At 64.8% G+C, this 10,577-nt stretch carries 11 protein-coding genes and 1 pseudogene; 7 read left to right on the top strand and 5 right to left on the bottom strand.

What is annotated here, in order from left to right; all coding sequences use genetic code 11:
* The first annotated feature begins 127 nt into the window (after positions 1–127).
* Positions 128–910, top strand: coding sequence for a hypothetical protein (locus tag ACK1U9_RS16620; RefSeq protein ID WP_085602227.1), 783 nt, complete (start codon positions 128–130; stop codon positions 908–910).
* A 109-nt stretch (positions 911–1,019) separates the two neighbouring features.
* Here the strand turns inward: ACK1U9_RS16620 and prmB are convergent, their stop codons facing one another.
* A complete protein-coding gene (gene prmB, locus ACK1U9_RS16615) occupies positions 1,020–1,928 on the bottom strand; it encodes a 50S ribosomal protein L3 N(5)-glutamine methyltransferase (RefSeq protein WP_085602228.1) in 909 nt (302 codons plus the stop codon).
* A gap of 180 nt (positions 1,929–2,108) precedes the next feature.
* Here prmB and ACK1U9_RS16610 point away from each other — a divergent pair, with 180 nt between their 5' ends.
* The 5 genes from ACK1U9_RS16610 to ACK1U9_RS16590 all read left to right on the top strand — a co-directional run bounded on the left by ACK1U9_RS16610 (position 2,109) and on the right by ACK1U9_RS16590 (position 4,888).
* Positions 2,109–2,699 carry a cysteine hydrolase family protein gene (locus ACK1U9_RS16610; protein ID WP_025338152.1) on the top strand — a complete coding sequence of 197 codons (591 nt, stop codon included), beginning with the start codon at positions 2,109–2,111 and terminating at the stop codon, positions 2,697–2,699.
* Positions 2,700–2,785: 86 nt separating this feature from the next.
* Positions 2,786–3,106 carry a hypothetical protein gene (locus ACK1U9_RS16605; RefSeq protein WP_013971504.1) on the top strand — a complete coding sequence of 107 codons (321 nt, stop codon included), beginning with the start codon at positions 2,786–2,788 and terminating at the stop codon, positions 3,104–3,106.
* A gap of 174 nt (positions 3,107–3,280) precedes the next feature.
* Entirely contained in the window at positions 3,281–3,841 is a 561-nt protein-coding gene (locus ACK1U9_RS16600) for a Smr/MutS family protein (protein ID WP_024086499.1), read from the top strand.
* Between the two features lie 70 nt (positions 3,842–3,911).
* A complete protein-coding gene (gene folE / locus ACK1U9_RS16595) occupies positions 3,912–4,457 on the top strand; it encodes a GTP cyclohydrolase I FolE (protein ID WP_024086498.1) in 546 nt (181 codons plus the stop codon).
* Positions 4,458–4,516: 59 nt separating this feature from the next.
* A complete protein-coding gene (locus tag ACK1U9_RS16590) occupies positions 4,517–4,888 on the top strand; it encodes a glutaredoxin family protein (RefSeq protein WP_003260822.1) in 372 nt (123 codons plus the stop codon).
* Between the two features lie 130 nt (positions 4,889–5,018).
* Here ACK1U9_RS16590 and ACK1U9_RS16585 read toward each other — a convergent pair whose 3' ends face one another.
* Positions 5,019–5,621, bottom strand: a complete 603-nt coding sequence (locus tag ACK1U9_RS16585) for a glutathione S-transferase family protein (protein ID WP_046615509.1) — start codon at positions 5,619–5,621, stop codon at positions 5,019–5,021.
* Between the two features lie 145 nt (positions 5,622–5,766).
* Between ACK1U9_RS16585 and ACK1U9_RS16580 the strand changes: the two genes are divergently transcribed.
* Complete coding sequence (locus tag ACK1U9_RS16580; protein ID WP_108480549.1) at positions 5,767–6,957, top strand: benzoate/H(+) symporter BenE family transporter; 1,191 nt, start codon at positions 5,767–5,769, stop codon at positions 6,955–6,957.
* Positions 6,958–7,039: 82 nt separating this feature from the next.
* Here the strand turns inward: ACK1U9_RS16580 and ACK1U9_RS16575 are convergent, their stop codons facing one another.
* The 3 genes and pseudogenes from ACK1U9_RS16575 to ACK1U9_RS16565 form a co-directional block, all read right to left on the bottom strand.
* A complete protein-coding gene (locus ACK1U9_RS16575) occupies positions 7,040–7,903 on the bottom strand; it encodes a methyl-accepting chemotaxis protein (RefSeq protein WP_375136301.1) in 864 nt (287 codons plus the stop codon).
* A pseudogene (locus ACK1U9_RS16570) lies at positions 7,901–8,428 on the bottom strand (HAMP domain-containing protein); the annotation flags it as partial. The pseudogene ACK1U9_RS16570 and the gene ACK1U9_RS16575, both read right to left, overlap by 3 nt.
* 668 nt (positions 8,429–9,096) lie before the next feature.
* Positions 9,097–10,494, bottom strand: a complete 1,398-nt coding sequence (locus ACK1U9_RS16565; protein WP_449110036.1) for an aminotransferase-like domain-containing protein — start codon at positions 10,492–10,494, stop codon at positions 9,097–9,099.
* Positions 10,495–10,577 lie beyond the last annotated feature (83 nt).

Below are 10,577 nucleotides of genomic sequence, written 5' to 3'. Positions count from 1 at the left end.
CCGGCAAGCCAGCTCCCACAGGAACACAACAGGCCTGAATGCCGTGCGGTCCCTGTGGGAGCTGGCTTGCCGGCGATGGGCTGCGCAGCAGCCCCTGCCGCATGCCCGTACCCAAGGACAAGCCCTGATGACAACCGCCCCTACCGCCGTAGAGCCGGCCGAAGAGCCCGAGGAAAGCACCGCCCTGCCCTGGGCCGATCTGGCCGCCGAACATTTCCAGCTGTTGCGCCTGGCCGCCCTGCCTACCGACCGCAACACCGGCGCACGGCCACTGCGCTTTGTGCAGTTCGGCTATGCCGAACGCCACGACAAGGCCCACAGCCTGTTGCGCATGGAAATCCAGCTGCCTGGGCAGAAAGTGCACAAGGAACAGAACCGCCTGGACATTCGCGTCGACCACACCGAGCGCCTGGTGCGCATCGGCAATGAACATGGCCTGCAACTGGAGCCGCTGAACCGTGGCATCGGCCGCTTCCTGCTGGCTCAGGCCGCGCAATGGCTGCAGCGCAAGTGGTCGCACTACCGGATCGAGGGCATGGCGCTGCCGAGCAAGGATGCGCTGAACGAAGACTCACGCCTGCGTCGTGACCACTGCCTGCGCGGGGTGGGTATCGAGGTGGAGTACGAGGACAGCCAGCACCTGAAGGGCCGTACCGTGGAAATGACCGTGGGCCAGCTCAAGGGCGCGTGGAACAGCGAGCGCTTGCAGCGAGTGGGGATACTGGATGCTGCCGGCCTGCTGCAGCAGGCTGACCAGCAGTTGCAGGAGAAGGAAGGGCAACTGCGTGAGCGGGATGAACGGGTTGCCAAGTACCAGCGTGAAGACAGCGGGTTGCGCTTTACCATCACCTGCCTGGTGGCGTTTGCGGTGTTCCAGGCGGGGTTGCTGATCTGGATTGCCACGCGCTGAGACCGCGTCGCCTAATTCGCGGGTAAACCCGCTCCCACAGGGTCCGCGTCGCACCTGAGGGCAACGCTATACCTGTGGGAGCGGGTTTACCCGCGAAGAGGCCCTGGGATCAGACCCGGGCCTTGAACAGCTCCTGATGCTGGCGGCACTGCTCGGCGGTCAGCATGAACACCCCATGCCCGCCGCGCTCGAATTCCAGCCAGGCAAAGTCCACTTCGGGGTACAGCGCCTCGACATGCACCTGGCTGTTGCCCACTTCGACAATCAGCAAGCCCTTGTCGGTCAGGTGGTCCGCCGCTTCGGCCAGCATGCGCCGCACCAGGTCGAGGCCATCGTTGCCGCAGGCCAGGCCCAACTCGGGCTCGTGGTGATACTCGGCCGGCATGTCCTCGAAGTCCTCGGCATCGACATACGGCGGGTTGGACAGGATCAGGTCGAAACGCTGCCCCGGCAAACCGCCAAAACCGTCGCCCTGCACGGTGTACACGCGCCCATCCAGGCCGTGGCGTTCGATATTCTGGTTGGCCACTTCGAGCGCTTCGAACGACAGGTCGGCCAGCACTACCTCGGCCTCGGGGAACACGTCGGCGGCAACGATGCCGATGCAGCCAGAACCGGTGCACAGGTCGAGAATGCGCGCCGGCTCGCTCGCCAGCCACGGCTCGAAGCGTTTCTCGATCAGCTCGCCAATCGGCGAACGCGGCACCAGCACGCGCTCGTCGACGATGAACGACATGCCGCAGAACCAGGCCTCGCCCAGCAGGTAGGCAGCCGGCACGCGTTCTTCGATACGGCGCTTGAGCAGGTGCTGCAGGCGTACCCGCTCGTCGTCCTCGAGCATGCAGTCCAGGTAGCTGTCGGCCACCTCCCACGGCAGGTGCACCGCCCCCAGCACCAGCAGGCGGGCCTCGTCCCAGGCGTTGTCGGCGCCGTGGCCGAAGAACAGATCGTGCTCATGGAAGCGGCTGACCGCCCAGCGGATATAGTCGCGCAGCGTGCGCAGGCGGGATGTGATCACGGGGTACTCCTAATTCAGACCGGACAAAAGTCTAACAGCCCAACCCGCACATTTGTTCCTTTGCCTTGCCCAATGGCTAGCCACAAGCCAGTAACCATGCCGCTTGCGTTGTCAACCATTCCCATTGGCGCCAAGGCAGGGGACAATAGGTATACAAAAGCCCTATCCAAGGAGCCCTTGATGTCCGTTCCAACCACGATGTTTCGCCTCACTGGCCGCGACTATCCGCCGGCCAAGCTGAGCCACGCCAGCCTGATCATCATCGATGCGCAAAAGGAGTACCTCAGCGGGCCCCTGGCGCTGTCGGGCATGGACGAGGCCGTGGCCAACATCGCCAGGTTGCTCGACGCCGCGCGCAAGAGCGGCCGTCCGATCATCCACGTTCGCCACCTGGGCACTGTCGGTGGCCGCTTCGACCCACAAGGGCCGGCCGGCCAGTTCATCCCGGGGCTGGAGCCGCTGGAAGGCGAAATCGTCATCGAAAAACGCATGCCCAATGCCTTCAAGAACACTCAGCTGCATGAGACCCTGCAGGCGCTGGGCCACCTGGACCTGATCGTCTGCGGCTTCATGAGCCACTCCAGCGTCAGCACCACGGTACGCCGCGCCAAGGACTACGGTTACCGCTGCACCCTGGTGGAAGACGCTTCGGCGACACGCGACCTGGCATTCAAGGATGGGGTGATCCCGGCCGCGCAGATCCACCAGTGCGAAATGGCCGTGATGGCCGACAACTTCGCTTGCGTGGCCCCTACCGCCAGCCTGATCTGATCGGCTGGGTACAACCGCCCGGCAGCCGGGCGGAACCCGATGGGCGGCTCCAGGTCGAATTCCGGATATCCACAGAGGAGAGCGGAATGAAGCTCAAAGGCAGTTTCGACGCCAAGCGCCTGCGCCCGCGCGAACCGCGTAACTGGGGCGCCCGCCTGGCGGCCGGCCTGGCGGCCATGCTGGCGACCCTTGGCGTGCTGCTGGCGATGGCCGGTGTCGCCGGCCTGCTGGGCAACTACCCTGCGCTGGCGGAGCTCAACGCCAACAAACCGCTGGCCGGCATCCTCACCGTGGCCGGTTTGCTGCTGCTGTGGCTGGGCGTGCGCTTCTGGCGGCGCAGCCGCATTCGCCTGCGTCGCGGGCGCGAGCTGAACCTGTCGCCGCACCTGATGAAGAAGCATGACTGATGGGGTTGTATTACCTGTATCGGCCTCTTCGCGGGCACGCCCGCTCCCACAGGTACCCCGCTCCCTTTAGCCGCTGTGATATCCCTGTGGGAGCCGGCTTGCCGGCGATAGGGCCCGCACAGGCTGCACAAGGCCCCACAGTCGCGTAAACTACGCCGCCCACGTGGAGGCATCATGCAAGACGACGATTTTTCCCTGTTCAAGGCCGAAGTGCGCGGTGTCAAACCGATCACGCACGACCGCGCCGAAGTCGGCAAGCCAAAGGCCGACCGCCAGAAGCTGGCCGGCCTGCGCCAGGCGGCGACCGTGCGCAGTGACAAGGCATTGGTGATCGACGGCATGTCCGACCAGTTCGTCATCGACGTTGGTGCCGAAGACGAGCTGCTGTGGCGCCGCGATGGCGTGCAGGAAGGCCAGCTGCGCAAGCTGAAGCTGGGGCAGATTCCGTTCGAGGGCAGCCTCGACCTGCATGGCATGACCGTGGAAAAGGCCCGCGAAACCCTGTGGGACTTCATCGCCGAAGCCACCAAGCTGGAAGTGCGCTGCGTGCGGGTTACCCACGGCAAGGCCGCGCGCCTGGACGGCAAGCGCCCGATGATCAAGAGCCACGTCAACACCTGGCTGCGCCAGCACCCGCAGGTGCTCGGTTTTGCCTCGTGCAACGCCCGCCACGGCGGCACCGGCGCAGTGTATGTGATGCTCAAGCGAACCATGCTCGAAGGCCGCGACGAGTAACGCCGCGCTTGCAGCGCCGCCCTCGCCGCCGTACCCTTCGTTTTTGCGATTTTTTCCCACAGGTAGATCCATGTCCCTGGAACAGAACTACACCGAGATCCTCAGCCAGATTGGCGAGGACGTCTCCCGTGAGGGCCTGCTCGACACGCCCAAGCGGGCTGCAAAGGCGATGAAGTACCTTTGCCGCGGTTATGAGCAAACACTGGAAGAAGTCACCAACAACGCGCTGTTCAGCTCTGACAACAGCGAAATGGTGCTGGTCCGGGACATCGAGCTGTATTCGATGTGCGAACACCACATGCTGCCGTTCATCGGCAAGGCGCACGTGGCCTACCTGCCCAAGGGCAAGGTCCTTGGCCTGTCGAAGGTGGCGCGCATCGTCGACATGTACGCTCGCCGCCTGCAGATCCAGGAAAACCTCAGCCGCCAGGTTGCCGAGGCCGTGCAGAAGGTAACCGGTGCCGCCGGCGTTGCCGTGGTCATCGAAGCCAAGCACATGTGCATGATGATGCGCGGTGTCGAGAAGCAGAACTCGACCATGATCACCTCGGTGATGCTGGGTGAGTTCCGCGAAAACGCCGCTACCCGCAGCGAGTTCCTCAGCCTGATCAAGTGATTGGCTGCTGACCCCGAGCCGACCCTGCCGGGTCGGCTTTTTCATTTCAGGAGTTGCCCATGATCGTCAAAGCCCTGCGGGTTGGCCTCGGCCAGCTCATCGTGTTCGGCGACTGGATCAGCCGCCCGGCCAAGCGCAAGCGCGACGCCGCCGCCCAGGCCCGCGTCGAGCAAGCGGCCCAGGGCCTGGCGCTGTACCAGTTCCACGCCTGCCCGTTCTGCGTCAAGACACGCCGCACCCTGCACCGTTTGAACGTGCCGGTGGCGCTGCGCGATGCCAAGAACGACCCGGTGCACCGCCAGGCCCTGCAGGAAGGTGGCGGCCGGGTGAAAGTGCCGTGCCTGCGCATTGAAGAAGCGGGCAAGGTGACCTGGATGTATGAGTCCAAGGCGATCATTGCCTACCTGGATGAGCGGTTCGCTTCGGCCTGACGGTTTGCAGGTTTCCTGTACCGGCCCTATCGCCGGCAAGCCAGCTCCCACAGGGACCCCACAATATTCAGCCCGGTGTTGAACCTGTGGGAGCTGGCTTGCCGGCGATAGCGCCAGTACAGGCTAAAGGTCAGCCCACCATCGGCACATGCCGCGGGTGGCTGCTGACCCGCTCCAGCCAGGCCCTCACTGCCGGGTAATCGGCCAGGTCGAACCCGCCCTGATGCGCCACATGGGTGTATGCATACAACGCCACATCGGCAATCGAATACTGCTCGCCGACCAGGTACGGCGTCATCTGCAGCTGCCGCTCCATCACCCTCAGTGCCTTGTAACCGCCCTTGTGAAGCTTGCGGTACTCCTCCAGGCGCTCGTCCGGCAACCCCAGGTAGAACTGGATGAAACGCGCCACGGCAATATACGGCTCATGGCTGTACTGCTCGAAGAACTGCCACTGCAACACCTGGGTGCGCAGGCGTGGCTCGGTGGGCAGGAACTCGCTGCCATCGGCCAAGTAGTTGAGAATGGCATTGGATTCCCACAGGTAGCTGCCGTCCTCAAGCTCCAGCACCGGCACCTTGCCGTTGGGGTTCATCGCCAGAAACTCCGGTGTTTCGGTCTCGCCCTTTAGGATGTCCACAGGGTGCCATTCGTATGGCCGGCCGAGCAGGCTCAACATCAGCTTGATCTTGTAACAGTTGCCCGACTGGTAGTCGCCATAGACCTTGTACATCGCCCCTCCACTCCCAAGCAGTTCTGCATTTGCGCCCAATAGTTGGCGACTGTACGGCTAAAAGCAATGGCCGCTGTATGGCAAGAATCAACCTTGCTCGCTGTAGTCTGAAAAAACTGCTTACACCTTTACAAGGATTTTGTTCATGAACGATGCCACTTCCGCACGCCTGCGGCCCCTGGCAGACAGCTCCCCGTCGGCGGTGGTCGCCGGCTTCATCGCCATGCTCACCGGCTATACCAGCTCGCTGGTGCTGATGTTCCAGGCCGGCCAGGCTGCAGGGCTGACCAGCGCGCAGATTTCGTCATGGATCTGGGCGTTGTCGATCGGCATGGCGGTGTGCAGCATCGGCCTGTCGCTGCGTTACCGCACACCGATCACCGTGGCCTGGTCCACCCCCGGCGCCGCCTTGCTGATCACCAGCCTGGGCGGGGTCAGCTATGGCGAGGCGATCGGCGCCTACATCACTTGTGCGGTGCTGGTGCTGATCTGTGGCCTGACCGGCAGCTTCGAGCGCCTGGTCAAGCGCATCCCGGCCTCGCTGGCCTCGGCGCTGCTGGCGGGCATTCTGTTCAAGATCGGCAGCGAAATCTTCGTTGCCGCCCAGCACCGCACCTTGCTGGTACTTGGCATGTTCTTCAGCTACCTGCTGGTCAAGCGCCTGTCGCCGCGCTACTGCGTTCTGGCCGCATTGCTGGTGGGCACCGCGCTGTCCGGCGCCCTGGGCCTGCTGGACTTCAGCGGCTTCCGCCTGGAAGCAGCCACGCCGGTGTGGACCACGCCAAGCTTCTCGCTGGCGGCGACCATCAGCATCGGCATCCCGCTGTTCGTGGTGGCGATGACTTCGCAGAACATGCCGGGTGTGGCCGTGCTGCGCGCGGACGGCTACCAGGTGCCGGCCTCGCCGCTGATCTCGGCCACCGGCTTTGCCTCGCTGCTGCTGGCACCGTTTGGCTCGCACGGGGTCAACCTGGCGGCGATCAGCGCGGCGATCTGCACCGGGCCGCATGCCCATGAAGACCCGGCCAAGCGTTATACCGCGGCGGTGTGGTGCGGGATTTTCTATGGCATTGCCGGGGTGTTCGGCGCGACCTTGGCGGCGCTGTTTGCGGCGCTGCCGAAAGAGCTGGTGCTATCGATTGCAGCACTGGCACTGTTCGGCTCGATCATGAACGGGCTGACCGTGGCCATGAGCGAAGCACGGGAGCGGGAGGCGGCGGTGATTACCTTCATGGTGACCGCTTCGGGGCTGACCTTGTTCTCGATTGGTTCGGCGTTCTGGGGGATTGTGGCGGGGGTGCTGGCCTTGATGATCCTCAACCCGCGCAGGGCCTGAAGGTATTTGTTGCCTGTACCGGCCTCTTCGCGGGCACGCCCGCGAAGAGGCCGGTACAGGCAACACAAAGCCCAAGCCCAGATCACAACCTGAAATGCCCCACCATCCCCTTCAGGTCGGTACCCAACTGCGCCAGCTCGATACTCGACCGGGCATTGTCCTGCATCGCCAACGCCGCCTGATCGGCACTGCCGCGGATCTGCGTGACGCTGCGGCTGATCTCTTCCGCCACAGAGCTCTGCTGCTCGGCCGCCGCGGCAATCTGCTGGTTCATCTGCTGGATCAATGAAACCGCCGCCGCAATGCTGCCCAGTGCGCTTTCGGTCTGCAGCGCATCGGCCACCGCCAAACGTACCAGCTCGGTACTGCCGCGAATCTGCGCCACCGACTGCTGGGCATTGCCGCGCAGGCTGGCGACCAAGGTCTCGATCTGCTCGGTAGACTGCCGGGTACGCCGCGCCAGCGCACGCACCTCATCAGCGACCACGGCAAAACCACGCCCCTGCTCGCCCGCGCGGGCGGCTTCGATAGCAGCATTCAACGCCAGCAGGTTGGTCTGCTCAGCCACGCTCTTGATCACTTCCAGCACGTCGCCAATGGTGTGGATCTCGGCACTGAGGCTGTCGATACCGGCGCTGGCCATCTCCGCCGCCGCCGCCAGTTGCTCGATGCGCTGCATGCTCTGGCGCACCACCTGTTGCCCGGAATCCACCTTCTCATCCGCAGCCTGGGCCGCCTGCGCCGCTTCTTCGGCATTACGCGCCACATCGTGCACGGTGGCGGTCATCTGCTGCATGGCGGTGGCCACCTGCTCGGTCTCTTCCTTCTGGCTGCCCACCTCGCGGTTGGTCTGCTCGGTCACCGCCGACAGCGCCTGCGCATTGCCAGCCAGTTGCTCGATGCCCTGCTGCAAACCGCTGACAATCCCAGACAGGCCCGCCGCCATCTGCTGCATAGCCTGCATCAGCTGCCCTACTTCGTCACGGCGCGGCTCCAGGGCGTCAAAGCTCAGTTCACCGGCAGCGATGCGCTGGGCGCGTGCAATCACATGCTTGAGCGGGCCAACCACGGCGCGGGTGATCAGCCAAGCGGCCAGCACACCCACCAGCAGCGCCAATGCCGTGGCCAGGCCGATGGCCACGGCATTGCGTTGCAGTTCGCCCTGCAGGGCCTGCTCCTGCCCCACATAGGCCTGGTCGACCCGACTGGTGACTTGCTCGGCACTGGCCTGCAACTGCGCCTTCAAGCCCTGCTCGCGGGCCAACTGGTCAGTGTATTCGTTGAGTTTTTCCGAGAAGCTGCCGATGTGCCCCGCCACTTCGCCCAGCACACTCTGGTAGCCGGCATCGCTGACGGCGCCCTGCAACTGGCTGACCAGGCTGGCGGCCTCGACAGTCTGGGCGATGCGGTCCTGGCTGACGCCCTCTTCGCCCTTGCGGCTTTTTTCCAGGCGTACCCGCGCTTCGTCCATGGCCTGCAGCATCAGCCGCGACACCTGCGCCACCTGCCCGGCCTGCTCGAGGAACGCGCCGCCCTCCTGGCCCTGGGACTGCTTGAGGGTGTACACGCCGTCATCAGCCAGGCCGGCCTGCAACACATCGAGATTGTTGGCCACGCTGGATACCGACCAACTGGCCATGTCCAGCGCCAGCTCCTTGGCCTGCACCGCTTCGACAAAGGCCTCGAATGCCTGGCCATAGGCCGTCAGGTCAGTTTCCGCCGCCGCCAGCGCCGGCAGGCCACGGGCGCGTTCGGCCAAGCCCTGCAGGCCGCTGCGCAAGGCCTCGGCCTGCTTGAGGTCGGAGCGCAGGGCAAAGGCCTGCTCGTGCTGGCGCAAGCGCAGCAGGTCGGTATTGAACTGGGCCAGTTGGCGCAAGCTGTCGAAGCGCTGGCCAACACTGTGCAGCGCGGCAATGCCAATGGCCGCCACCGCCAGGGTCAGCACCAGCACCAAGGCAAAGCCCAGGCCGAGTTTGCGGGCCATGCCCAGGTTGGCCAGCACACCGTGCTTGCTCGCGCCCATGCCGATTCCCCTTCTGTGTGCGAGGTTATCCCGAAGGCCAAGGGTGGCAACGTTGCCAGCCGATGAACAAGGGCCTGACGTCAGAATAGTGTCAAATAGCTATGAGCATGTCGCTATCAGCTTGCCAGAGGTCGCCCTGCGTGCTGAAGGAAGGCCTGGGCGCGGGAGTCCTGCCCGTAGGCGACATTGATGCGCAGCCAGGCGCTGGCCGTGCCCTGGTAATCGAAGGCGCTGCCGGGGGTGAGCAGCACATCGTGTTCCAGCGCCAGGCGTTCCAGGCTGGCGAAATCCCGGCCCGGCACGCAGGCCCAGACGAACATGCCGCCGTAGGGCTCGCAGAACACCTGCCAGCCCGCCTGCTCCAGCTGGCCGAGCAGCCTGGCCATGTGTTGCCCAAGGCGCACACGCAGGCGTTGCACGCTCTTGCGGTAGCTGCCGTTGGCCAGCATCTGCCCCACCACCTGCTCGGCAAAGCGCGAGGTGCCGATGCCGCTGACCATCTTCAACTCAGCCAGACGCGCCAGCAATGCCGGGTCGGCGACCAGGTAGCCGACCCGCAGCGAGCTGCTGAGGGTTTTCGAGAAGCTGGCCATGTAGATTACCCGCTGCTCGCTGTCGAGGGTGGCCAGGCGGGTTGCCGGGCCTTCCTGGAAGTCTGCGTAGATATCGTCCTCGATGATGCGCAGGTCGTGCTCGCGGGCCAACTCCAGCAGGCGGTAGGCCACCTTGGGCGTCAGGCTGGTGCCGGTGGGGTTCTGGTACAGGCTGTTGGTGAAAAGGCAGCGCGGCTTGTGCGCCATCAGCAGGGCTTCGAGGGTGGCCAGGTCCGGGCCTTCGGCGGTGCGTGGCACCGGCAGCATGTGTACCTGGTGCTGGCGCAGCAGGTTGTACAAGTTGTAGTAGCCGGGGTTTTCCACCAGTACCGTGTCACCCGGGCGCAGCAGGGTGCGCACCAGCAGGTCGAGGCCGTGGCTGGCGCCGTGGGTAGTGAGGATACGTTCGGGCCCGGCGGCGATGCCCAGCTGCGCCAGGCGCTTGTGCAACTGCTGGCGAAGGCTGGCCAGGCCCAGGGGCGGGCAGTAGTCGAACAGGTCCTGTGGGTTGCCGCGGCTGACCTGGCGCACTGCCTGGGCCAGTTCGGTGGCGGCGCGCCAGCTGCTGGGTAGCCAGCCGCAGCCCAACTTGAGCAACTCGTCATGGCCCTCGCGAAACTGCCGCCAACTGCCATCGCCGGCCTCGCCCCAGGGTTGGGCGTCTTCCACGGCCAGGCCGGCTTTGCGTTCGGCGACGAAAAAGCCGGTACCGTGGCGGGCCTCCAGCCAGCCGCTGGCGACCAGGCGGTCGTAGGCTTCGATCACACACGACGCACTGACCGCCTGGCTGCGGACCAAAGCCCGGATCGATGGCAGACGCGCGCCGGGGCGCAGGCGCTGCTGGTCGATCCAGGTTTGCAGGTGGTCGGTGAGTTGCTGCACCAGCGGGGTGGGGCTGGTGCGGTCGAGGGGCAAGTGCATGGGGCAAGTGTTCGCTGGTTTTGAGCGAACAGTTAAGCATAAAAGGGTTGCCGGTGTGTCTGGTGATGGGAATGGGCTGGCAT

This window comes from Pseudomonas sp. XP1, assembly GCF_053557675.1.
This window is presented reverse-complemented; position numbering and strand designations above follow the sequence as displayed.

Coding starts and splice junctions, on each gene's coding strand:
- ACK1U9_RS16620 (WP_085602227.1), top strand. CDS start 128: ATGACAACCGCCCCTACCGCCGTAGAGCCGGCCGAAGAGCCCGAGGAA.
- ACK1U9_RS16610 (WP_025338152.1), top strand. CDS start 2,109: ATGTCCGTTCCAACCACGATGTTTCGCCTCACTGGCCGCGACTATCCG.
- ACK1U9_RS16605 (WP_013971504.1), top strand. CDS start 2,786: ATGAAGCTCAAAGGCAGTTTCGACGCCAAGCGCCTGCGCCCGCGCGAA.
- ACK1U9_RS16600 (WP_024086499.1), top strand. CDS start 3,281: ATGCAAGACGACGATTTTTCCCTGTTCAAGGCCGAAGTGCGCGGTGTC.
- folE (WP_024086498.1), top strand. CDS start 3,912: ATGTCCCTGGAACAGAACTACACCGAGATCCTCAGCCAGATTGGCGAG.
- ACK1U9_RS16590 (WP_003260822.1), top strand. CDS start 4,517: ATGATCGTCAAAGCCCTGCGGGTTGGCCTCGGCCAGCTCATCGTGTTC.
- ACK1U9_RS16585 (WP_046615509.1), bottom strand. CDS start 5,621: ATGTACAAGGTCTATGGCGACTACCAGTCGGGCAACTGTTACAAGATC.
- ACK1U9_RS16580 (WP_108480549.1), top strand. CDS start 5,767: ATGAACGATGCCACTTCCGCACGCCTGCGGCCCCTGGCAGACAGCTCC.
- ACK1U9_RS16575 (WP_375136301.1), bottom strand. CDS start 7,903: ATGGCGGCGGGCCTGTCTGGGATTGTCAGCGGTTTGCAGCAGGGCATC.
- ACK1U9_RS16565 (WP_449110036.1), bottom strand. CDS start 10,494: ATGCACTTGCCCCTCGACCGCACCAGCCCCACCCCGCTGGTGCAGCAA.